Raw genomic sequence first — 20127 nt, 5'->3', positions numbered from 1 at the left:
CTTTTCCAACCCCACACACGCGGCGACTTCCGTCCCGCTGAGGAGACAAATATGAAACTCATCAAGACCGCCATTGCTGCTTGCTGCATTACAGCCTTTTCCGTTCCGGCACTCGCGCAGTCCGAAGCCGCAGATTATCCCAACAGGCCCATCAAGCTGGTTATCCCTTTCCCTGCCGGGGGCACGTCCGACGTACTGGGCCGGCTGGTCGGCGACAAACTCGGCGCGGCGCTCGGACAAACAGTCGTGGTAGAGAATCGCGCCGGCGCCGGCGGGAATATTGGCGCCGACTATGTCGTTCGGTCCAAACCCGACGGGTACACCCTGGTATTGCTGGACCTGGGCAACCTGACCATCAGCCCCAGCGTTTATCCAAAGCTACCCTTCCATCCCGTGAAGGACCTGGCCCCCGTGTCCATGCTGGCCTATTCGCCGCACTTGCTGGTGACCACGAATGCGCTTCCGGTGAAAACGCAGGAAGAACTGGTCGAATATGCCAAAAAGAACAAAGGTAAAGTGAATTTTGCCGCTGCGGCCGGTATAGGCAGCGCGCCCCATATGGCCGGCGTCCTGTTCGCTCAAAAAAGCGGCGTGGACTGGAGCTATATTCCATATAAAGGCGGTGCCCAGGCCCTGACCGATCTTGTCGGCGGACAAGTGGATGCCACGATGAACGGCATGGTGGCCACCTATCCTCATGTCAAGAGCGGCAGCATCAAGCTGCTGGCCGTCAGCAGCAGCAAGCGTCTCCCGCAGTTGCCCGACGTCCCGACGGTCAGCGAAATGATACCGGGCTTCCTGACGGGTAGCTGGCAAGGTGTGCTGGCGCCCGCAGCCACCCCGAAACCGATCATTGAGAAACTGCACGCCGAAATGAGCAAGATCGTGAAAATGCCGGACGTGCAGGAAAAGCTGGCGACCTTGGGCGCGGAACCCATCGAGATGACGCCCGATGAGTTCGGTAGCTGGATGAGTACCCAGGTCACCAACTGGGCCGAGGTCGTCAGGACGGCGGGCATCAAGATCGAATAGCATGGCCGCACACGACTGCTGAAGGCGGGTGGCATGGAGTATATACAGTGCTCCATGGCCTTCTGCCGATGCTAAACGTGCACGATGGTCAGGCCCATGGCCAAGAAATCCGTGGCAAATCCACGTATGAACCCTCAAGTTCCCTTATGCACGCCATCATTAAGGCGTCCATGCCGCTGTAATTGGGCAGTATGCCCACATTGCCATCCAATCCCTCGCCGCCACGCTAACATCGTGCCTGGAACCTGTCGTCGGGATGTTGCGATTCTCTAAATCCAACGGAATCACCGAAGGTTTCCACACGAAGATAGAGGTGGAAATGCTCTCACGCCGTGCATATGGCTTCAGGAACTTTGAGAATTACCGCATGAGAGTCTTGGCTCAATGCGGTTGGAACGGTGTGATCAACCGTGTCTGATGAAAGCCCATCCCCCGTTAATGGGGAAGAGCCGGTTGGAGCGGTGTGATGAACCGAGTGTGATGAGTGCCGATCCCGCGTTAATGGGGAAGAGCCAATGCATTCGTGGCGGACAGAGGGGGATTCGAACCCCCGATACGCTATAAACGTATACACGCTTTCCAGGCGTGCGCCTTCAACCGCTCGGCCACCTGTCCTAATCTGGGCTTTCGTTTTACAAAAGCGAAGTCCGCCATTCTAGCAGAATCTTGCGAACTTGGCTTTCGCGCGATCTTCGGCAACCAAAGCAGGGCATCGGCGCATCACTTGATATGCTTGAGACCGACCATGCGTTCCACATACCTCGCGATCATGTCGATCTCGAGATTGACGCGTTGGCCGGGTTGCAAGCGCTTGAGCGTCGTTACCTGGACCGTGTGCGGAATAAGGTTGATGCGTATCTCACACCCCGTGGCATGGTCAGCCACCTGATTCACCGTCAAGCTCACGCCGTTGACGGTGATGGACCCTTTATAGGCAAGATACTTTGCCAAGTCTGCCGGAACGTTGATGCGCAAGTCCCATGATTCACCTGTGGGTTCGAAATGGGTGACTTCGCCGACGCCGTCGATATGCCCAGATACCAGATGCCCGTCAAGCGAATCGCCCATGCGCAGCGCATGTTCCAGATTAACTTCGCCGGGCTTATCAAGACCCGCCGTGCGTTTCAGACTTTCACGCGAGACATCGACACTGAAGGTATCCGGCCCAAGCTCGACGACCGTCATGCATGCGCCCTGTATCGCGATCGAGTCGCCCAGCTTGCTGGCGTCGCGCAGGAAGTCTTTGGCATGGATGGTCAGATGGACGCCAGCGCCTTCTTGACCTTCATTGAACGGTGAAACCTGTACGATTGCGCCGACGGCGGCGACGATGCCTGTAAACATTGCTCTCTCTTAATAAATCATGTTGGTGTCCGCGGGCTGGACCGCGAGCGACAAGGCTTTCCACCGATCAATGTGCCTGGCGCGCAAGCGCAAATCGGGAGCGACATTCTGCGTATCGATGAACTCGAAGCGCTGCGCGTCTGCCAGATTTTCCATGCCCGGCAGGCACACCATCCCCATGCCGGCACCCAGCAATACGGGCGCGGTGTAAATGAGCAGCTCGTCGACACATTGCGCTTGCAACAGGGCGCCGCTAAGTCGCGAACCCGCCTCTACATGGACTTCGTTGACGTCATGCTGGCCGAGCCACACCATGACCGCACGCAGATCGACCCCTGCACCATCGGCTGGCACCTCGATGACCTGAACGTTGCGCAAAGCCAGTCTTGCTGCCTTCGCGGAATCGGTGCGACTGGTGAACACCCAGGTACGCGTGCCATCGAAAATGCGCGCATTTTCATCAACCTCGAAACGCGTGTCGATAAGTGCTTTGACAGGCGCGCGGGCGGTCTCGACATGGCGAACGTTCATTTGTGGATCGTCGGCTTTCACCGTTCCGGAACCCGTCAGAACCACACAACTGCGTGCCCGCCAGTGGTGTCCGTCGGCACGCGCCGCCGGACCAGTGATCCACTGCGACTGGCCATTTTCAAGGGCGATGCGCCCGTCGAGCGACGCAGCCAGCTTCAGCCAAACCCAGGGTGTCTTGCGGGTCATGCGCGCCGCAAAACCGGGATTCAAGGCCAGCGCTTGCTCGGCGCAAACCATCGTCGTCACAGCAATGCCCGAGGCATGCAACTTGGCAACGCCCTGCCCGCCTACCAAAGGATTCGGATCGCGCATGGCAACCACGACTCGCGCCGGACGGGCAGCGACCAATGCATCGACACACGGCGGCGTGCGGCCGAAATGGCTGCAGGGCTCGAGCGTTACGTAGATCGTCGAACCGGCCACCTGGACGCCACGCTCTGCCGCCTGGCGCAGGGCCATCACTTCGGCATGCGGCCCGCCCGCCACCTGGGTGGCCCCTGACGCGAGCAACTGGCCGTCACGCACGATAAGGCAGGCAACACGTGGATTGGGCGAAGTGATGTACATGACGCTTTCGGCCAGTGCCAGGGCCTGACGCATCCAGCTTTCGTCATCAATGGGTGTATTCACGGCTTCAGGGGAACCTGGATTTCGTCGATAGCTTTGACGAATTCGCTGATGTTTTCGAAGCTTTTGTAAACCGATGCAAAACGCACATAGGCTACCTGGTCCAGCTTGCGCAGTTCGTTCATGACGAGCTCGCCCAGGTAGCCCGTGCCGACTTCGCGCAGGCCGCTGGCCAATAGCAGTTCCTGAATGCGGGCAACGGCGGCGTCGACCTCCTCGGTGCTTACCGGCCGCTTGCGCAAGGCCAGGTTAAGGCTGCCGCGCAGCTTGTTGACATCGAATTCGACGCGCGTGCCATTGCGCTTGACGACCGCCGGCATGACGAGTTCTACCCGTTCGTACGTCGTAAAACGACGATCGCAAGCCGTGCAGCGGCGACGGCGACGTATGGTGTCGCCCTCTTCCGAAACCCGGGAGTCGATGACCTGCGTATCGAAGCTGCTACAGAACGGGCATTTCATGTTTGGCAGGCCCCGGGTGCAACCGGGGCTGTCCCTGTATTAACGGTACACCGGCAGGCGCGCCGTCAGTTCGTTGACACGTTGGCGCACGCTGGCAACGGAGGCTTCATCGCGCGGATTATCAAGCACGTCGGCGATCAGATTGCCGGTTAGTTCGGCCTCGGCCTCTTTGAAGCCGCGTGTCGTCATGGCCGGCGTACCCAGCCGAATGCCGCTGGTGACGAAAGGTTTTTCCGGATCGTTTGGAATCGCATTCTTGTTGACCGTGATATGCGCCTGGCCCAGCACCGCTTCGGCTTCTTTGCCAGTGATGCCCTTGGCACGCAGATCCACCAGCATGAGGTGGCTTTCGGTACGACCGGAGACGATGCGCAGCCCGCGCTTGACCAATGTGCGGGCAAGCACGTCGGCGTTCTTGACGACCTGCGCGGCATAGGTTTTGAATTCGGGTTCGAGGGCTTCTTTGAACGCAACGGCCTTGCCTGCAATGACATGCATGAGCGGGCCGCCCTGTATGCCAGGGAATATGGCCGAATTGATTATTTTCTCGAATTCAGCCTTCATCATGATGACGCCGCCGCGTGGACCGCGCAATGATTTGTGCGTCGTCGACGTGACGAAATCGGCATGCGGCACAGGATTGGGATAAGCACCACCTGCCACCAACCCAGCGTAATGGGCAATATCCACCATGAACAGGGCTCCGTTATCGTGCGCGATGCGTGCCATGCGTTCAAAATCGATGCGCAGGGAATACGCGGACGCCCCGCCCACGATGAGCTTGGGCTTGTGTTCCTTGGCAAGCTGTTCGAGCTGTTCATAATCGAGCTCTTCGTTTGCATCCAGGCCATAGGACAGGAAGTTATACAGTTTGCCCGATGCGTTGACCGGAGAACCGTGCGTAAGGTGCCCGCCTTCGGCCAAGCTCATGCCCAGGACCGTATCGCCGGGTTTGAGCACCGCCATGTAGACGCCCTGGTTGGCTTGCGAACCGGAATTCGGTTGGACATTGGCCGCTTCCGCGCCGAAGATTTCCTTGAGGCGGTCAATGGCCAGCTGTTCGACGATATCGACGTATTCGCAGCCGCCATAGTAGCGCTTGCCAGGATAACCTTCGGCATACTTGTTGGTCAGCTGCGTACCCTGAGCCTGCATCACTGCGGGGCTGGTGTAGTTTTCAGACGCAATCAATTCGATATGCTGTTCCTGGCGAACGTTTTCTTTCTGAACGGCGGCCCATACTTCGGCATCGACTTGATCAAGGGTACGTGAGCGATCGAACATTAGCTATCCTGTATATGATTTTGGCGGTTGAAACGAACGCATATTCTAGCGCGAATACGCAAGCGCCCGCGGTCGCCAGGGACGTTCCCGTGCGTCCTGGCGACGGGGTAGGCCCTATGATTTCTGGAGCAGGCGCTGGTTCAGGGTATAGGTACCCATAATGGAGGCCTGAGCCAGAACATGTCCCTGGATAGCCTGGATGGCGTCGTGGGCATTGAACTTACCTTCGAAAGGCAGTTCGCTGATGTCAAGTGCATAGACGGTAAATATATAGCGATGCGGTATCGCGTCGTTCCATGGCGGGCATGGGCCGTCGTAGCCGAAGTAATCCCCATTCATGTCGCGGTCCGCTGCAAACCAGCTGGTGTAGTCATTGACGCCCTGGCGCGTGCCATCGAGCGCAAGGGGGCCCGCTTTGCCTCGCGGGGTGATTCCGTTAGAGTACGCACCCTCCGGTATTTCGACGGTATTGGGCGGAATGTCGACCAGTACCCAGTGGTGAAAGTCGGTACGCGGCAGGTCGGCAGGCACTTCGCGATCCTCCTGGTTGACGTCGTCGGGTTTGCTGGGTGCATCGGGATCGACACATATCACCACGAACGACTGCGTCGCAGCCGGCGCGTCCGTCCAGGCAAGATGCGGGTTGGCATTTCCCGCCAGCATGACGTGATTCTGCCCGTCTGGTTTGGCAAAAGCGTTGCGCTCCGGGATGGTTCCTTGGTCGTTGAACGATTCACTGGTAAGTTGCATTAGAACTCCTGCCGGTTAGGGTGATCAGCCCGTTAATGTGACTCGGGCAAATTTACGTTTGCCCACTTGTATGACATAAATGCCAGCATCAAGTTGCAAGGCCTTGTCGTCGATGCGGTCTCCGTTGATCCGCACCCCGCCCTGCTCGACGTTACGCTGGGCTTCCGCACCCGACACCACCAGTCCGGCCTCGCGCAATACCTTCAAGATGCCCAGCGGTGCCGAGGCGACCTGTATCTCTGGCATATCGTCCGGAATTGCGCCGTCGCGAAAGCGCGCCTCGAAAGAAGCCTGCGCATCGCGCGCAGCCTGCTGAGTATGAAATCGGGAGACTATCTCCTGGGCCAGCGCGACTTTCGCGTCACGCGGATTCATGCCGTCTTTTACCTGCTGCTGTAATCCTGCGATATCGTCCATAGAGCGGAACGACAATAGTTCGAAATACTTCCACATCAGGGTATCGGAAATGGACATGAGCTTGCCGAACATGGAGTCGGGCGCCTCGGTGATGCCTATGTAGTTTCCCTTGGACTTCGACATTTTATCGACGCCGTCGGTGCCCTCCAGCAATGGCATGGTCAATATGCACTGCGGCTCCTGGCCATATTCTTTCTGAAGCTCGCGTCCTACGAGGAGGTTGAATTTCTGGTCGGTCCCGCCGAGCTCGAGGTCGGCTTTGAGCGCAACCGAATCGTAGCCTTGCATGAGAGGGTACAGGAACTCGTGCACCGAAATGGGTATGCCGCCCTTGAAGCGGCGGGTAAAGTCCTCGCGCTCCATCATGCGGGCAACCGTATAGCGGGACGCCAACTGGATCATGCCGCGCGCACCGAGGGGATCGCACCATTCGGAGTTATACCGGATCTCGGTTCGAGCGGGATCGAGCACCATACTGGCCTGCGCATAATAAGTTTTGGCATTTTCATGGATCTGCTCGGCCGTCAGCGGGGGGCGCGTGGCATTGCGCCCGCTGGGGTCGCCGATCATGGAAGTGAAGTCGCCAATGAGGAAAATGACTGAATGCCCGAGATCCTGCAATTGCCGCATCTTATTCAGCACCACCGTATGGCCCAGATGTATGTCTGGTGCGGTGGGATCCAACCCCAGCTTGATGCGCAAGGGAGTCCCCGTGGCATGGCTGCGCACCAGCTTCCTGACGAATTCGGACTCGACCAATAGCTCGCTGCAGCCTCGTTTCGCGACAAGGAGGTCGGCTTCGACTTGTGGGGTAATTGAGGGTTCGGAGGACGGCATATAAAACGCTTTATAAGAGGAAATACAAAAAAATGCTCGAAAAATTGAGTCTAATACGCTAGCATAACGTGCGGGCGCGGACTCCGCATGGCTGTGGGTCCATCCGAAAACGATGCTCAGCATCATCTTATCAGAGCGTCCAATCCCGAAATTACGGGTACTCATTTTCCAGTGGCGATGTTGGCATGGTCGACTCACACCGGATACATCTTCGAATTCAGCAGCGCATTTCTAGGTTTGGTTATATGTTCAAAAAAGGGACACCTGGCACTCCCTCGTATCGTGACACCCTTCGTGCCCATCGCAAGCCCCACCACTTCATCCGCAACGGCCTCGTCTTCGTAGCCCTTGGCCTGTTTGCCGGCGCAGCCGCACTGGCCGTTGTGCAACCGACTGACATCCCCATGGTTTACCAGGCACACCAAAGCCTGGCGCTTCCAACACCTTTTCCGCAGGTTGCAGCCGATGAACGGGCCCGTTTCGTCAGCGAAACCCAGATTCGCCGCGGCGACACGCTGGCAGCGCTTCTGCAACGCCTGCGCATCCAAGAAAAAGGCCTGCAGCAATTCCTGGTTCAGGACAAGTCGGCCCGCTCTATCTACAAGCTGTATCCGGGGCGCACAGTGCAAGCCGCCGTCGACGCGGAAGGAAACCTGGTATGGCTGCGCTACAACCACACCCCGGGATCCAAGGAAAAGACCGGCATCGTATCCAAGTGGCTTGAGGTTTCAGCCATTGGCGATGGAAAATTCGACGCCACCGAGCACAGTCGCCCGGCGGATGTACAAACCCGCATCGCGGAAAGTGAAATCCAAACCTCGCTGTTTGGCGCCACCGACGAAGCCGACATACCCGATGCCATCACAATGCAGATGACCGAAATCCTGGGTAGCAAAATCGACTTTCTCCAGGACCTGCGGCGGGGTGACCGCTTTCGCATCATCTATGAGTCTTTTTCACACGAAGGCCGCGAGATAGGCGTCGGCAAGATTGTGGCGCTTGAGTTCATCAATAAAGGCAAGGCCTACGAAGCGGTGTGGTACGCCCCGGGCGGATCATCGGGCAGTTATTACGATTTCGAAGGAAGCAGCCTCAAAGGTGCTTTCCTGCGCACCGCCCTGAAGTTTTCGCGCATCAGCTCCACATTCGGCATGCGCAAGCACCCCGTACATGGCGGGTGGCGCGGCCACAAAGGCGTCGATTATGCCGCCACGTCGGGCACACCCATACATGCCACGGCAGATGGCGTGGTGGACTTCATTGGCACGCAGAGTGGCTATGGCAACACAGTAATCCTGAAACATCACGACCAGTTCACTACGTTATATGCCCACCAGTCGCGATTCGCCAAAGGTCTCAAGAAAGGCGACAAGGTAAGTCAAGGCGATCTGATCGGCTACGTGGGTTCAACCGGGTGGGCGACAGGGCCGCATCTGCATTACGAATTCAGGGTAAACAACAAGCAAATAGATCCGCTCTCAGTCGATCTGCCCGTTGCACGCAAGCTCGACAGCGATCAGCTCAAGACCTTCGAACGCACGGTGGCCCAGTATCGCGAGCACATTCATTTTCTTGCTGACCTGCAGAGCAGCGACGATACCAAGGTCGCCGCCCGTTGATACGGTCGGCATTTGCGCAAGCGGACCCAGCCATGTCGTCGCCCCTGTTCATCGGCCTGATGTCCGGCACCAGCACCGACGGCGTAGACGCCGTGCTGGCCGACTTCACCGTGCCGCAGCGGCCGATCATATTGGCAGCGGCGTCGCTACCCATGCCTGACGCCCTGCGCGAGGAATTCCTGTCCCTGAATATGGCGGGCCACAATGAATTGGCCCGGGCTGCGGTGGCAGCCAATGCATTGGCTGAGCTTTACAGCCGCGCAACACAAGACGTGCTTGCGCAGGCGGCCCTAATGCCTGAGTGTATTTGCGCCATTGGCGCCCATGGACAAACCGTGAGGCACGATCCTGCCGCCGGATATACCGTGCAGATCAACGCCGCAGCGTTACTGGCCGATCGCACCGGCATCGATGTCATCGCCGACTTCCGTTCCCGCGATGTGGCTGCCGGTGGCCAGGGAGCGCCGCTGGTCCCGGCCTTTCACCAAGCCATGTTTTCCGGCCCACAGCCGCGCGCCGTCCTGAACCTGGGAGGCATTGCGAACGTAACCTTGCTGGACAATGCCGGTCAGGTACGCGGCTTCGACACCGGCCCTGCCAACGTATTGCTCGATCTGTGGATACGCGCCAGCACAGGCCAGACTTTCGATGCCGGCGGTGCGTGGGCTGGCAGCGGCCGAGCCCATGGTCTCCTGCTTCAGTTCCTGCTGGATAGCGAACCGTGGTTCGAACGTCCTCCACCTAAATCCACAGGCAGGGATCTTTTCAATTGGGCGTGGTTGTCGCAACGACTTGAGGCCTTTGGCAGCAATCATGTGCTGTCGACCAGTGACATTCAGGCAACCCTGCAGAAGCTTACCGCCGTGACGGTCGCCCAAGCTATTGCGCGGTATGCGCCAGAGACACGTGATGTGCTCGTATGCGGGGGCGGGGCTCTTAATGAGGGGCTGATGCGCGACCTGCAGGCAGCCTTGCCATGCCCGCTACAAAGCACGACCGAGGTTGGTGTGCCGGTACAGCAGGTCGAGGCATTGGCGTTTGCGTGGTTGGCCCGGGCTCACGTTGAAGGTTATCCGGCTGGCTTACCCAGCGTAACCGGCGCGCGCCACGCTACGATACTGGGCTGCCGGTACCCCGCCTGATGCAACAGGCGGCCACAGGCCGCATGGCACAACTGAATCAGGGCGCGAACGAAGACCCGCAACCGCAGGTGGAGTTGGCATTGGGATTACGTATGACGAACTGCGATCCCTCGAGATCGTCTTTGTAGTCGATCTCTGCGCCAACCAGATACTGGAAGCTCATGGGATCCACCAGTAACTGCACGCCTTCCTTGTCAATGGTCGTGTCGTCGTCGTTGATGGTTTCATCGAATGTAAACCCATACTGAAAACCGGAACAGCCGCCGCCCTGCACGAATACGCGCAACTTGAGCTCGGGGTTGCCTTCTTCAGTCAAAAGGTCTTTGACCTTGGCCGCCGCCGCATCAGTAAAAAGGATGGGCGTTGGTGGGGCTTGCAGGTCTATGGATTGGGCAAGGGTATTCATGAAGGTACTCCGTGGCAGCCATAAGGGCTGCACAATAAACAACTATAACACCGGCAGGCTAATTCGCCGCCGATAAATTGACCGTGCGGGACACACGAACCGTATTGCCTTCCAGCACGTTGAGCGTGACGGTCTGCGGCGTGAACCCCTGGGGCAGACTCAGGAAGCCACCGCCACGCTGAAACTGATCAAAATTCAATTCGAAGCCGTTAATCGCGGCATCATTGCCGGCTGTCGATGGGCTGTCGGGCAGTTGCGCCGCCTGTAGCGTTACAGTGACCGCCCGCCCCTGCTGATTTCCTTTGGCCACGAACTGCATCAGACCTTTGAACGGTGTTTCGTCTGACCCATTGCGCATGAGCAGAACCCTATATTGCAAGATGGGGCCTTGCGGCTCGATATCAAGCGCCCGAATGCTGACCGACCCTGCGGGCCCCGGGGGCATCAGCTGGTCGAAAAATGCGAGCTTGTCCCGGGCCAGGCCCAATTCAGCCTGGCTGGCAAGCAAGGAAGCCTCCAAGCCATTGCGCGTGCTTTCTTCCACAACTAACCGCCCTTGCATGGTATCGATTTGCGCATGAGCCTGTTCCAACGCGGCCCGGCTCTCATTCAGCGCAAGCTCGAGCGTATGAAGGTCGGAATCGGATTGCTGGCGTTGCTGATGATTAAACCAGAACCAGGCTGCGCCGGCACCAATAACCATGCCTGCCGCCAGCGACATTGCCACAAGCCAGCGCGACAAGGGTGCTGCGTGTGTGTGTTTTGTGTGAGCGTCCAACGGATTGTGGACCGCCTTTGCGGAAGCTGCGACGCTGTTCTTCATGTTTGAACAGACCCCACCAGGAGCATTGAGTTCCGGCACCCGGTGGGGAATATTGTTACGGCAGGATGGCAACGTGGTCAAGACCGGTGGATTCAGGCAGGCCGAACATGAGGTTCATGTTCTGGACCGCCTGGCCCGACGCGCCTTTCACGAGATTGTCCTGCGTGACCAGAATGACGAGTTGATCGCCGCCATCGGGCCGATGCACCGCGATTCGCAGATGATTGGATGCACGCACGGATCGGGTTTCCGGCAGGCTGCCGGCTGGCATGACGTCGACGAAGGTTTCGTTGGCATAACGCTGTTCGAACAAAGCCTGGAAATCGGTGTCGAGCGCCTCAGGCAGAATACGCGCGTACAAGGTGGAAAACATGCCGCGGATCATGGGAACCAGATGAGGCACGAACAGCAGTCCGACCGGTCCGCCCGCCAGCAGCTTCAATTGTTCTGAAATTTCGGGATGATGCCGGTGACCAGCCACGCCGTAGGCCTTGAAGTTGTCGCTGGCTTCAGAAAACAGAGTACTGACCTCTGCCTTGCGTCCTGCACCCGAAACTCCGGACTTGCAGTCGGCAATTATGTGGGATGTGTCGATAAGGCGCCGACCGTCCTGGATGAGCGGAGCCAGGCCCAATAACACCGTAGTGGGGTAACAGCCAGGGTTGCCGATAACCTGCGCACTGGCAATCTTTTCGCGGTTGAGTTCGACCAGGCCATATACCGACTCTTTCAGAATAGCCGGGCAGGAATGCGGCATTTTGTACCAGCGCTCGAATACCTCGGTGTCCTGCAGGCGAAAATCGGCGGCCAGGTCGATGATGCGCACATTCTGCTTGATCAGGCTTTCAGCCTGACTCATGGCAACGCCATGGGGTGTCGCAAAAAAAACGACATCGCAATCGTCGAGGTTTGCTTTCTCGGGTGTTTGAAAACACAAATCGACCCGGCCGCGCAAGTTGGGGAACATATCGGCCACCGGCATACCGTCTTCTTTGCGGGAGGTGATTGCCGTGAGCTGTGCATTGGGATGCTGAGACAAGAGGCGCAGTAGTTCTACGCCCGTATAGCCAGTACCGCCCACAATGCCTATCTTGATCCGTGCCGCGCCTGCCGAAGTCATAATGATTTCCCAAAAATATAAAACATCAACCACACAATTATGCAACAAGCTTGCCAATTGCAGGTAAATACCCCTGATAAACTTGCGCCTGCAAATACAAAGCCCCGACTTTGGCCGGGGCTTTGTATTTGCAAGGCCGAGGCCTTGCGCGCAGCAACGATTAACGTTTGCTGAACTGTTTCCGACGACGTGCTTTGTGGAAACCGACTTTCTTACGTTCGACTTCCCGGGCATCGCGAGTCACGAAACCGGCGTGTTTAAGCGGCGATTTCAATGATTCGTCGTAGTCGATAAGCGCACGGGTGATACCGTGGCGGACCGCGCCGGCCTGGCCGCTTTCGCCGCCACCGTGAACGTTGACATGGAAGTCGAACGATTCAAGGTGGTTGGTCAGCGCCAATGGTTGGCGAACGACCATGCGTCCGGTTTCACGAGCAAAATATTCGTCGACGGGTTTGCCGTTGACGACAATCTTGCCAGTACCTTTCTTCAAGAACACGCGAGCCACCGACGTTTTGCGGCGACCTGTTCCATAATTCCAATTACCGATCATGACCTATCCTTAGAATTCCAGCGGTTTGGGCTGCTGAGCTGAATGAGGATGCTCGGCGCCGGCATAAACCTTGAGCTTCTTGGCCATTGCGTAACCCAGCGGCCCTTTGGGCAGCATGCCTTTTACGGCTTTCTGGATGGCACGACCAGGAAAACGCTGTTGCATTTTCTCGAAGGTGGTTTCAGTAACGCCGCCGGGGTATCCCGAGTGGCGATAGTATTTTTTGTCTTGGGCCTTGTTGCCGGTGACAACAATTTCCGAAGCATTGATAATGACGATGTAATCGCCGGTGTCAACGTGGGGCGTGAATTCTGGCTTATGCTTGCCGCGCAAACGACGTGCGACTTCGCTGGCCACACGACCGAGGACTTTGCCCTTGGCGTCAATCACGTACCAGTCACGTTGGACTTCCTGCGGCTTGGCCACAAAGGTCTTCATGATGGTTCCTAAATATTCAAAATAAGCCTGTCGAACATTCGTCAGACTGCAATTTCTGATGACAACGATGCCTAAGCGTTGTACTTCGCCCGTGCAAATCAGTCAGAAAAGCCCATAATCTTAACACACTCGTACCTATTTTCAATACGCCGAGTTTTCACGACGGTGCACGGCCAGCGGCTAACACGCCACGCTCGGGGAGCGCCCGTCAAAGTTTCGACTGCAAAGCCGGGATCGACATCGCATAATCATAAAAAAGCCCCAAAAAGCACGGACATGTTGTCTGGCTTTTTGGGGCACACAACTGGATGGCGGCTTCATGGCCGCGATCTGGAGTTACTTTTTCTGGCTGGCCAGGGCAATACCCAGGTAGTTGTCGTAAGAACCTTCAGCGACACGGAACCATGGTACCAGGCTGTCACGGAAGCCCATATAGTTGTCGTGGATTTTCTTGAACATAGCGTTTTTGTCGCTGAACTCTTTGTAGAGTTCGTTAGAAGCCTTGAAGGAAGCGTCCATGACGTCACGCGGGAAGGCCTTGAGAATGGCGCCAGCGCCTATCAAGCGACGCAGTGCCGCAGGATTTTGGGCATCGTAGGTAGCGAGCATCTGGCCGCCGGCGGCGCGCGACGCGATTTCGACCAGGGACTGATAACTTTTCGGCAAGCTGTTCAAGGCTTCGTCGTTCACATAGAGGGAAACCTGCGCCGAGCCTTCCCACCAACCGGGATAGTAGTAATACTTGGCCACTTTTTGAAAGCCCAACTTTTCGTCGTCGACGGGTCCGACGAATTCGACGGCGTCCAGCGTACCCTTTTCAAGCGAAGGATAGATATCGCCCGGCGGAATTTGCTGGGGCACGACGCCCATGCGTGAGAGCACTTCGCCCGCAAAGCCGGCGGTACGCATCTTCAGCCCCTGGAGGTCGGCGACGGATTTGATTTCCTTGCGATACCAACCGCCCATCTGCGTGCCGGTGTTACCCAGAGGAAAGTTAATGATATGACGCGGCGCGAAGAGTTCACGCGTCAGCTTGAGACCGTCGCCCTCGTGCATCCACGAATACATCTGGCGGGCATTCAGGCCGAAGGGCACGGCCGTGTCGAAACAGAAGGAAGGATCCTTGCCGTAGTAGTAGTACGAAGCCGTTTGCCCGCATTCCACCGTACGGTTGCCCACCGCGTCCATGACGCCGAAACCTGGCACGATTTCGCCGACCGGATACAGGCGGATGGAAAAGTTTCCATCGCTGGCCTCTTCAACCATCTTGCAAAACGTCTGCGCCGTGTTGTAGAGCGCAGGCGTCGAAGGCCCGTAGGTCGACGTCATTTTCCAACTGATCTTGGGATTGCTTTGCGCAAATACGGGTGCGGCCACAACAGCCGATCCGGCCATGGCGCCAAGCCCTGCTTTCTTAAGAAATGAACGACGCTGCATTAAAAGCTCCTTTCGGCATTCGATTATTTTTTACGGTAAAAATTCCACTCAGAATATTACACCGCGTTGCAAACCCTGTAACGCGGGTAAAACCCTGAGCATCCTTTGGCGACGGGGTGGTCGCAAACCTCTGACCTGCAACTACTGTCCTGCAATTGACATCTGCTCGATCAGGATGGACCCGGTCGTTTTGGAACCGCGCGTGATTGTATCGGCCCCCACGGCGACGATTTGGCGGAACATATCGGCCAGATTGCCCGCAATGGTAATTTCCTGGACGGCATGACGGATCTCGCCATTTTCAACCCAGTAGCCAAAGGCGCCACGAGAATAATCGCCACTGACATAGTTGACGCCCTGGCCGATGAGTTCTGTGACAAGAAATCCCGTGCCGAGCTTCCCGAGCATTGCGCGGAAGTCGTCGGTGGGTTGGGTAAGTCGCGATTCCAGCCGCAGATTATGAGAGCCGCCTGCATTGCCGGTGGTCGACATGCCGAGTTTGCGCGCCGTGTAGGTGGACAGGAAATAGCCGTTCAACACGCCGGCAGTGACGACATCGCGCGGCTGGGTGCGCACCCCTTCGCTATCGAAGGGCGAGCTGCCCATGGCACCGAGGATATGGGGATCTTCCGCAATATCGATATGGTCGGACAATATGGGCTTGCCGAGGGAATCCAGCAGGAAACTGGCCTTCCGGTACAAGGCCCCGCCACTGGTCGCCTGTACCAAGGCACCTATCAGGCCGACGGCCAGCGGCGCCTCGAACAGAACTGGAAACCGGCCGGTCTTGATACGCCTGGCTGACATGCGCGACAGCGTGCGTTCGGCTGCGTAGCGTCCAACCGCCGCTGGATCGGACAAATGCTCGGGCGCGCGGGCCGATGTGTACCAATGATCCCGTTGCATATTGCCGCCCCGGCCGGCGATAGGCGCAACGGAAAGACTATGTCGAGAGTAAGGGTAGCCCCCCATGAAGCCGCGGCTATTGCCCAACACGAAGTGACCTTCGTAGGTATCGACCGACGCTCCGTCCGTGTTCGTGATCAGTCGGCTGGTGGCGTGCGCCGCACGCTCGGCCTGAATGGCCAGCTCGGCCGCGTCTTCGGCCGCAATATCCCATGGATGGTGCAACTGCAGGTCGGGATAGCCGGAAGTCGCCAACTGGTCGGCGTCAGGCAGGCCTGCGGCGGGATCTTCCGCCGTGTAGCGGGCAATGTGCCACGCGGCCTCGACCGTCTCGCGGATGGCCTGCGCCGAAAAGTCGGAAGTCGAGGCCGAGCCGCGCCGATTACCGGCGAACACCGTAAGGTCCAGTGAACGGTCCCTGGTCTGCTCCACTGTCTCGATGTCTTTGCGGCGTACCGATACGGAAAGACCGCGGCTCTCGGAAATTTCCGCTGCCGCGTCCGAAGCACCGAGGGATTTTGCGTGTTTCAGTGCATCGCTGACCAACTCCCGGAAACGGGTCTGGTTTTCGGATATAGGTAGATAAGATGTGGGTTGGTCGCTCATTGCTGCTCTTTCAGGTTAGACGGTTATCATAGCCAATTAAAGAACACTTTTTTGATTCCCATGCCAAACATTCCCGAAAATACCGACGAACCGGCTGATCACGGCTACGACAGGCCCAGCAAATCGCAAATCAAGCGGGACATGCTCGAGTTGCAGGACCTGGGCAAAAAATTGGTCGAGCTGTCCACCGACCGGCTCAAGCAACTGCCCTTGTCTGAAAGTCTATACGAAGCCGTCCGGCAGGCGCAGCGCACCACCAGCCGCGAAGGTCTTCGCCGGCAAATCCATTACGTCGGCAAACTGATGCGACACGCCGATGCCAATGCCATCCGCACGCAGCTCGACATCTGGGAGAATGGCTCGCGTGAAGAAACGCTGGCCATGCACCGGATTGAAGCGTTGCGGGAACTGCTGATTAAAGACGACGACGCACTGACAGGCTTGCTTGACGCCTATCCCGGCGCGGATGTTCAACATCTCCGTACACTGATACGCGCCAGCCGCAAGGAAGCGCAAACCAACGCCGCGCTACATGCCGGCCAGGATCCGCAACGCAAGCACTATCGCGCGTTGTTCCAGGCCATCAAAGCGCTCAACGACTCAACGGAACAAAAATGAGCTCAACCCTACTTGAAAGCCTTGAAATCGAAACTGGGACGAATCCCGGTCTGGCGGTGATCTGGCTGCATGGCTTGGGCGCAGACGGCCACGACTTCGCCCCACTGGTGCCGGAACTGGGATTGCAGGACGTCCCTCCTGTCCGCTTCATATTCCCCCACGCGCCCGTGCAGCCGGTCACGATCAACAATGGCATGGCCATGCGCGCCTGGTATGACATTTTCATTCCAGGTGCCGTCTCGCGTGAAGATGAACAAGGGTTGCGCGCGTCGCAGGCGGCCGTGCAGGCACTGATCCAACGTGAAAACCAGCGAGGAATTCCAAGCGAAAAAATCGTTCTGGCCGGTTTCTCGCAGGGCTGCGCCATGGCATTGCAAACCGGCTTGCGCCTGGACAGCAAGTTGGCAGGCATCATTGGCTTGTCAGGTTACCTGCCCTTGGCAAGCCTGTTCGACGCCGAACGACATGCGGCTAACCAGGACACCCCTATTTTCCTGGCACACGGCACCAGCGATCCCGTGGTCGTATTCCCCCGCGCCCAAGCGACCCGTCAGAAGCTAGTCGAACTTGGCTATGAGGTTGAATGGCACACCTACCCCATGCAACATTCCGTATGCCTTGAAGAAATCGCCGATATCGCGGCGTTCTTGCGCAAGGTGCTGATTTAAGGTCAGGAGCGACGGGTTTCGCCCAAATCCAGCCATACCCGACGCATGGTGGGATCTTCGGCATCGTAGTCATTCTGGAACCCAAGGTGCTTCATCAGGCTCAGCATGGGACGGTTCGTCGCCAGCACGACCCCATCTATATAGGTAAGGCCCTGGTATTGCGCCGCTTCGATCAGGCCGCGCATCAGCTGGGCACCCAGGCCGCGACGCTGCCATGCGTCGCCGATGACCAGCGCGTATTCAGCACCACGGCCATCGGCATTGCGCAAATAATGCGCAAACCCGATTATTTGTTCGTGGGGATGGCCGCGGTGCTCGGGGTTGGGCACCTGCACGGTAGCTACCAACGCCAGTTCCCGGTCGTAGTCGATACGGGTGTAGCGCGCCAGCATGCGTGGAGTAAGTTCACGCATCATGGAAACGAAACGCATGTACCGCGCTTCGTCCGAAAGCCCGCGCACAAACTCCTGCAAAGGCTCGGCGTCTTCCGGACGTATCGGCCGCAACAGCCAGGGACTGCCATCCTTGAATGCCTTGGACTGCACCAGGCGGCGAGGATAGGGATGAATGGCCATATGCCGGTAGCCAGTCGTTTCAGGCAACACGAGCATCGATTGACTGGTAAGCTCGATGCGTACGGAATGTGCGACGGCCTGCATGTCGTCAACGTACATCGGATCAATAATCAATGAGTCCAGCGAGGGCAGCTCGCTGGTGAGTTCGGAAATGCGCTCCAGGGTTTCTTGAAGGAGTTCGAACGCCGCCGGCGTCGAATGGCGTGAGAGCCTCTGCTGCCACACGCTGCTGCGCAAGATGAGCTGGCGGGCCAGATAACTGTTCAATGGCGGAAGCTCAATTGAACTATAGGCACCCGCGACAAGGGCGTCCTGCCCTCCGGAACCAAAGGTGATGTAGGGCCCGAACTTCGCGTCGCGCTGGACCTTGATCGCCAGTGGGAGACGGTCCCCCGCTTCGCCCTGCGAGATCGCGTCATCGTCTAAAGCATAGTGCAAAGGTACATGAAAACACTCCAGCAGCTCACGGCACTCCTGGTCGGTCAGAATGCGCCGGCGCTTGCTTTGGATACTGCGCACCAGCGCATGCGCTTCATCAAGCCGAGGCGGTTTGCTTAATGCTTCGGGCGGCAGGATCTGTTGCGACAGCCTCTGGTTGTAGTGGTAGGACGCGAGTATTCCGAAAGCGTTCGCGGCCGATTCCGGAGTACGGAACGCAGGGGTCCCGGCACTGTCGAGAATATGGCGCAGTGCCCGCATCGTCGCGTCTCCCATGAAGCAGGTAATGATGGGTTTGCGCGAATGCGGCGATATCTCCGCCAGCTGCCTTGCCACGCCTTGCAGGTCTGACAGCGGATCAGGCGCGAGCAACACCAGCACCCCATCGACGCCGACATCAGCGACCAGTATACGAATGACTTGAGCCACTTTCTCTGGCGTCAACGGAGCAAAGCTGACAACCGGATTGCGGCATTTTGCGCCGACTTCCAATAGTTGGTCCAGGGCGGTGATGCTGGGCTGCCCCAAGGCGGCCCGGAATACGGACTGGGTATCACCCATGACATCGAGCGCCAGTTGGGCCGCACCGTCGCCGTTGGAGAACAGCGCAATCTTGCGGCCGCGTGGATGTTGCGTATAGGCCAGAACTTTGATGGCGGAAAACAACTGCACAAAATAGCGGATGCGTACGGCGCCTGCCCGACGCAACAGCACATTGAAAATGGTGTCTTCAGTGGAAGCCGCGTCGGCGTTGTGACCGACCTTGAGCACGATTACCGGTTTGACGCTTGCCGCGGCGCGCAGCGCGCTGGTGAAGCGTCGCGATGACGAAGTTTCTTCAAGATACAGCGCAATACTGTCGGTGCGAGGGTCCATCGCCAGGTAGTCGAGCGTCTCGGCGACATCGATAGTGGTTTCGTCCCCCACCGACACCACTGCCGAAAAACCCAGCCTGACGTCCTCGGCCCAATCGAGGACGGATGCGGTGATGGATCGGGATTGCGCCACCAGCGCGACGCGCCCACCCAGACCCACGTGCGCTTCGTGGCTGAGGTTCATGCCAAGATGCGGCCGCTGCACGCCGAATGAACGCGGACCAAGCACCATGCAGTCGTTTAGCTGGCCCCACGTCCGGCAAAAGACCATGTCTTCGACCGGATCGTCGGATGGGGTGTGGTGGGGCAAGACGGTCAGGCACCGGGGTCGGAAAGGCTTGATGGCCGCAAGGGCCTCGGGCAGGCGCCGAGGGGCGATACAAAGCAATACCTGATCAACGCGACATCCCTCGCCCACTCCATTGAGAACCTGGAACAATTCGATGGGCTGGCCGGGATCGACGTCGATGATTGTGATTGTATTCTGCAGCGAACGTGGCACGCTGTGCACGATGGGCAGGGGGCGATCTGAAAGCACCAAAAGCGATCGGGGTTCGAACAATGCTGTAAGGCGATGTCGCGGCATACTTTATCCGGTTCAAGCGAAAAATGTTGTGTAC

At 57.9% G+C, this 20127-nt stretch carries 20 protein-coding genes and 1 tRNA gene; 6 read left to right on the top strand and 15 right to left on the bottom strand.

Features of this window, described 5'->3' with window-relative positions:
* Window positions 1-51 precede the first annotated feature (51 nt).
* Complete coding sequence (locus tag CR155_RS04975) at window positions 52-1032, top strand: Bug family tripartite tricarboxylate transporter substrate binding protein (protein ID WP_102068896.1); 981 nt, start codon at window positions 52-54, stop codon at window positions 1030-1032.
* A gap of 181 nt (window positions 1033-1213) precedes the next feature.
* Window positions 1214-1450: a transposase gene (locus tag CR155_RS04970; RefSeq protein WP_199171693.1), complete on the top strand. Its 237-nt coding sequence runs from the start codon at window positions 1214-1216 to the stop codon at window positions 1448-1450.
* Between the two features lie 106 nt (window positions 1451-1556).
* Here the strand turns inward: CR155_RS04970 and CR155_RS04965 are convergent.
* From CR155_RS04965 to tyrS, 7 genes are all read right to left on the bottom strand, one after another.
* Window positions 1557-1647: transfer RNA gene (locus CR155_RS04965), tRNA-Ser, on the bottom strand.
* A 105-nt stretch (window positions 1648-1752) separates the two neighbouring features.
* Window positions 1753-2376, bottom strand: a complete 624-nt coding sequence (locus tag CR155_RS04960; RefSeq protein ID WP_102068895.1) for a riboflavin synthase — start codon at window positions 2374-2376, stop codon at window positions 1753-1755.
* A gap of 9 nt (window positions 2377-2385) precedes the next feature.
* A complete protein-coding gene (ribD, locus tag CR155_RS04955; RefSeq protein ID WP_255399159.1) occupies window positions 2386-3537 on the bottom strand; it encodes a bifunctional diaminohydroxyphosphoribosylaminopyrimidine deaminase/5-amino-6-(5-phosphoribosylamino)uracil reductase RibD in 1152 nt (383 codons plus the stop codon).
* The gene (nrdR, locus tag CR155_RS04950) at window positions 3534-3995 is read right to left on the bottom strand and encodes a transcriptional regulator NrdR (RefSeq protein WP_102068894.1); all 462 of its coding nucleotides are present in this window, start codon (window positions 3993-3995) and stop codon (window positions 3534-3536) included. The genes ribD and nrdR overlap by 4 nt, the downstream gene beginning before the upstream one ends.
* A gap of 39 nt (window positions 3996-4034) precedes the next feature.
* Window positions 4035-5279 (bottom strand): serine hydroxymethyltransferase, encoded by a 1245-nt coding sequence (gene glyA / locus CR155_RS04945; protein WP_102068893.1) that lies wholly within the window; start codon window positions 5277-5279, stop codon window positions 4035-4037.
* Between the two features lie 114 nt (window positions 5280-5393).
* The gene (locus CR155_RS04940) at window positions 5394-6029 is read right to left on the bottom strand and encodes a YbhB/YbcL family Raf kinase inhibitor-like protein (protein WP_102068892.1); all 636 of its coding nucleotides are present in this window, start codon (window positions 6027-6029) and stop codon (window positions 5394-5396) included.
* 24 nt (window positions 6030-6053) lie between these two features.
* Entirely contained in the window at window positions 6054-7283 is a 1230-nt protein-coding gene (gene tyrS, locus CR155_RS04935) for a tyrosine--tRNA ligase (protein WP_102068891.1), read from the bottom strand.
* Between the two features lie 245 nt (window positions 7284-7528).
* Here tyrS and CR155_RS04930 point away from each other — a divergent pair, with 245 nt between their 5' ends.
* The gene (locus CR155_RS04930) at window positions 7529-8902 is read left to right on the top strand and encodes a M23 family metallopeptidase (RefSeq protein ID WP_102068890.1); all 1374 of its coding nucleotides are present in this window, start codon (window positions 7529-7531) and stop codon (window positions 8900-8902) included.
* Between the two features lie 32 nt (window positions 8903-8934).
* A complete protein-coding gene (locus CR155_RS04925; RefSeq protein ID WP_102068889.1) occupies window positions 8935-10044 on the top strand; it encodes an anhydro-N-acetylmuramic acid kinase in 1110 nt (369 codons plus the stop codon).
* A 37-nt stretch (window positions 10045-10081) separates the two neighbouring features.
* Here CR155_RS04925 and erpA read toward each other — a convergent pair whose 3' ends face one another.
* The 7 genes from erpA to pmbA all read right to left on the bottom strand — a co-directional run bounded on the left by erpA (window position 10082) and on the right by pmbA (window position 16333).
* Entirely contained in the window at window positions 10082-10450 is a 369-nt protein-coding gene (erpA, locus tag CR155_RS04920) for an iron-sulfur cluster insertion protein ErpA (protein ID WP_102068888.1), read from the bottom strand.
* Between the two features lie 58 nt (window positions 10451-10508).
* Complete coding sequence (locus CR155_RS04915; protein ID WP_233213911.1) at window positions 10509-11192, bottom strand: DUF6776 family protein; 684 nt, start codon at window positions 11190-11192, stop codon at window positions 10509-10511.
* 136 nt (window positions 11193-11328) lie between these two features.
* Window positions 11329-12393: an N-acetyl-gamma-glutamyl-phosphate reductase gene (argC, locus tag CR155_RS04910; protein WP_102068886.1), complete on the bottom strand. Its 1065-nt coding sequence runs from the start codon at window positions 12391-12393 to the stop codon at window positions 11329-11331.
* 160 nt (window positions 12394-12553) lie between these two features.
* The gene (rpsI, locus tag CR155_RS04905) at window positions 12554-12946 is read right to left on the bottom strand and encodes a 30S ribosomal protein S9 (RefSeq protein ID WP_102068885.1); all 393 of its coding nucleotides are present in this window, start codon (window positions 12944-12946) and stop codon (window positions 12554-12556) included.
* 9 nt (window positions 12947-12955) lie between these two features.
* A complete protein-coding gene (rplM, locus tag CR155_RS04900; protein WP_073102702.1) occupies window positions 12956-13384 on the bottom strand; it encodes a 50S ribosomal protein L13 in 429 nt (142 codons plus the stop codon).
* 336 nt (window positions 13385-13720) lie between these two features.
* Complete coding sequence (locus CR155_RS04895) at window positions 13721-14821, bottom strand: TRAP transporter substrate-binding protein (protein ID WP_102068884.1); 1101 nt, start codon at window positions 14819-14821, stop codon at window positions 13721-13723.
* Between the two features lie 141 nt (window positions 14822-14962).
* Window positions 14963-16333, bottom strand: coding sequence for a metalloprotease PmbA (gene pmbA, locus CR155_RS04890; RefSeq protein WP_102068883.1), 1371 nt, complete (start codon window positions 16331-16333; stop codon window positions 14963-14965).
* A 60-nt stretch (window positions 16334-16393) separates the two neighbouring features.
* Here pmbA and yjgA point away from each other — a divergent pair, with 60 nt between their 5' ends.
* A complete protein-coding gene (yjgA, locus tag CR155_RS04885) occupies window positions 16394-16951 on the top strand; it encodes a ribosome biogenesis factor YjgA (protein ID WP_102069145.1) in 558 nt (185 codons plus the stop codon).
* Window positions 16948-17619, top strand: coding sequence for an alpha/beta hydrolase (locus tag CR155_RS04880; RefSeq protein ID WP_102068882.1), 672 nt, complete (start codon window positions 16948-16950; stop codon window positions 17617-17619). Before yjgA ends, CR155_RS04880 begins: the two co-directional genes overlap by 4 nt.
* A 2-nt stretch (window positions 17620-17621) precedes the next feature.
* Here CR155_RS04880 and CR155_RS04875 read toward each other — a convergent pair whose 3' ends face one another.
* A complete protein-coding gene (locus tag CR155_RS04875; RefSeq protein WP_102068881.1) occupies window positions 17622-20093 on the bottom strand; it encodes a bifunctional acetate--CoA ligase family protein/GNAT family N-acetyltransferase in 2472 nt (823 codons plus the stop codon).
* Window positions 20094-20127 lie beyond the last annotated feature (34 nt).

Source organism: Pollutimonas nitritireducens (assembly GCF_002849615.1).
In the GTDB taxonomy this organism is placed as follows: Bacteria; Pseudomonadota; Gammaproteobacteria; order Burkholderiales; family Burkholderiaceae_B; genus Pollutimonas; species Pollutimonas nitritireducens.
This window is presented reverse-complemented; position numbering and strand designations above follow the sequence as displayed.

Excerpts from the sequence above, each read along its gene's own strand:
- glyA (WP_102068893.1), bottom strand. The coding sequence starts at position 5,279 with ATGTTCGATCGCTCACGTACCCTTGATCAAGTCGATGCCGAAGTATGG.
- pmbA (WP_102068883.1), bottom strand. The coding sequence starts at position 16,333 with ATGAGCGACCAACCCACATCTTATCTACCTATATCCGAAAACCAGACC.
- CR155_RS04875 (WP_102068881.1), bottom strand. The coding sequence starts at position 20,093 with ATGCCGCGACATCGCCTTACAGCATTGTTCGAACCCCGATCGCTTTTG.
- rplM (WP_073102702.1), bottom strand. The coding sequence starts at position 13,384 with ATGAAGACCTTTGTGGCCAAGCCGCAGGAAGTCCAACGTGACTGGTAC.
- CR155_RS04940 (WP_102068892.1), bottom strand. The coding sequence starts at position 6,029 with ATGCAACTTACCAGTGAATCGTTCAACGACCAAGGAACCATCCCGGAG.
- nrdR (WP_102068894.1), bottom strand. The coding sequence starts at position 3,995 with ATGAAATGCCCGTTCTGTAGCAGCTTCGATACGCAGGTCATCGACTCC.
- yjgA (WP_102069145.1), top strand. The coding sequence starts at position 16,394 with ATGCCAAACATTCCCGAAAATACCGACGAACCGGCTGATCACGGCTAC.
- tyrS (WP_102068891.1), bottom strand. The coding sequence starts at position 7,283 with ATGCCGTCCTCCGAACCCTCAATTACCCCACAAGTCGAAGCCGACCTC.
- CR155_RS04975 (WP_102068896.1), top strand. The coding sequence starts at position 52 with ATGAAACTCATCAAGACCGCCATTGCTGCTTGCTGCATTACAGCCTTT.
- CR155_RS04960 (WP_102068895.1), bottom strand. The coding sequence starts at position 2,376 with ATGTTTACAGGCATCGTCGCCGCCGTCGGCGCAATCGTACAGGTTTCA.
- CR155_RS04930 (WP_102068890.1), top strand. The coding sequence starts at position 7,529 with ATGTTCAAAAAAGGGACACCTGGCACTCCCTCGTATCGTGACACCCTT.
- argC (WP_102068886.1), bottom strand. The coding sequence starts at position 12,393 with ATGACTTCGGCAGGCGCGGCACGGATCAAGATAGGCATTGTGGGCGGT.
- CR155_RS04925 (WP_102068889.1), top strand. The coding sequence starts at position 8,935 with ATGTCGTCGCCCCTGTTCATCGGCCTGATGTCCGGCACCAGCACCGAC.
- CR155_RS04880 (WP_102068882.1), top strand. The coding sequence starts at position 16,948 with ATGAGCTCAACCCTACTTGAAAGCCTTGAAATCGAAACTGGGACGAAT.
- erpA (WP_102068888.1), bottom strand. The coding sequence starts at position 10,450 with ATGAATACCCTTGCCCAATCCATAGACCTGCAAGCCCCACCAACGCCC.
- rpsI (WP_102068885.1), bottom strand. The coding sequence starts at position 12,946 with ATGATCGGTAATTGGAATTATGGAACAGGTCGCCGCAAAACGTCGGTG.
- CR155_RS04895 (WP_102068884.1), bottom strand. The coding sequence starts at position 14,821 with ATGCAGCGTCGTTCATTTCTTAAGAAAGCAGGGCTTGGCGCCATGGCC.